This window comes from Streptomyces endocoffeicus (genome assembly GCF_016741935.1).
Classification (GTDB): Bacteria; Actinomycetota; Actinomycetes; order Streptomycetales; family Streptomycetaceae; genus Streptomyces; species Streptomyces endocoffeicus.
The window spans coordinates 1-1,829 of record NZ_JAERRG010000125.1 but is presented as its reverse complement, the minus strand read 5'-3'; the positions used below and the strand labels follow the sequence as shown (position 1 = coordinate 1,829).

Here is a 1,829-nt window from a genome sequence, read left to right as displayed (position 1 = left end):
CCCGCGTAGACCTGCTGGAGCTCGGAGGCCAGCGGCCTGGTCCGGTCGGTCCCGGCCTCGTTCCTGACCGCCTGGCGGGCGTCGTTCACCAGCATCTCGGCGCGCGATCTCTCATGGGAGGGCACCGCGTCGCCCAGTTCGGCAAGGCGCTTCTCGACCTGGTAGGCGCCGGTGTCCAGTTCGTTGCGCGCGTCCACGGCCTCGCGCAGCGCCTGGTCCTCGCCGCGGTTGCGCTCGGCCTCCTGGACCATCCGCTCGACCTCGCCGCGGTCCAGGTTGCCGGTCTCGCTGATCTGGACGGACTGCTCCTTGCCGGTGTCCTTATCCCGCGCCGTGACATTGAGGATGCCGTTGGCGTCGATATCGAAGGTCACCTCCACCTGCGGTTCGCCGCGCGGCGCCGGGCGGATGCCGGTCAGCTGGAAGCGACCGAGCACCCGGTTGTCGGCGGCCCGCTCGCGCTCGCCCTGGAGGATCACGATGTCCACGGCCTGCTGGTTGTCATCGGCCGTGGAGAAGGTCTCGGTGCGGCGTACCGGGATGGTGGTGTTCCGCTCGATGACCTTCGTCATGACGCCGCCGCGGGTCTCGACGCCCAGCGACAGCGGGGTGACATCGAGCAGCAGGACATCCTTGACCTCGCCCTTGAGCACCCCGGCCTGGATCGCGGCGCCCAAGGCCACGACCTCGTCGGGGTTGACGCTCATATTGGGCTCCTTGCCGCCGGTCAGCCGGCGGACCAGGGCCTGTACGGCGGGCATCCGGGTCGAGCCGCCGACCAGGATCACCTCGTCGATATCGCTCTCGCCGGCCTTGGCGTCGGCCATGGCCTGCCGCACCGGGCCCAGACAGCGCTCCACCAGATCAACGGTGATCTGCTCGAAGGTGGACCGCATCACGGTCTCGGTCAGATGCTTCGGACCGGAGCCGTCCGCGGTGATGAACGGCAGGTTGAGCTGGGTCTGAGTCACCGAGCTCAGCTCGGTCTTGGCCTTCTCCGCGGCCTCGAAGAGCCGCTGCAGCGCCTGCGGGTCCCGGCGCAGGTCGATGCCGTTCTCCTGCTGGAACGCGTCGGCGAGGTGATCGACCAGCCGCCGGTCGAAGTCGTCGCCGCCCAGGTGGCTGTCGCCCGCGGTGGAGCGGACCTCCACCACCCCGTCCCCGACGTCGAGGACGGACACGTCGAAGGTGCCGCCGCCGAGGTCGAAGACGAGGACGGTCTCATGGCCCTTCTTGTCCAGGCCGTAGGCGAGGGCGGCCGCGGTCGGCTCGTTGATGATCCGCAGCACGGTCAGACCGGCGATCTCACCGGCGTCCTTGGTGGCGCTGCGCTGGGCGTCGTTGAAGTACGCGGGCACCGTGATGACCGCCTCGGTCACCCGCTCGCCCAGCTGCTTCCCGGCGTCGTCGGACAGTTTGCGCAGCACCTGGGCGCTGATCTCCTCCGGCGAGTACAGCTTCTCGCGCACCTTGAAGCGGGCGAGGCCGCCCTCGTCCGGGACGACGTCGTAGGCGACCGCCCTGGCCTCGGCGGAGACCTCGTCGTAGTGGCGGCCGATGAACCGCTTGGCCGAGTAGATGGTGCCCTTGGGGTTGAGGATCGCCTGGCGCCGGGCCAGCTGCCCCACCAGCCGTTCACCGGTGTCGGTGAAGGCCACCACCGACGGTGTGGTGCGGCTTCCCTCGGAGTTCGGAACGACCGAGGACTCACCGCCTTCCCACGCGGCGATCACCGAGTTGGTGGTGCCCAGGTCGATGCCGACTGCCTTGGCCATGGCAACTCCTTCCGGGGCGGCCGCGGGCCGTATGTATTGCCCGGTCGGCCGCGG

The 1,829-nt window shown here is 69.7% G+C and carries 1 protein-coding gene; it reads right to left on the bottom strand.

Features of this window, described 5'->3' with window-relative positions; all coding sequences use genetic code 11:
• Nucleotides 1-1,775, bottom strand: a 1,775-nt coding sequence (gene dnaK, locus JK364_RS54160; RefSeq protein WP_201858838.1) for a molecular chaperone DnaK, incomplete at its 3' end; no start/stop codon positions are given.
• Between the last annotated feature and the right edge of the window lie 54 nt (nt 1,776-1,829).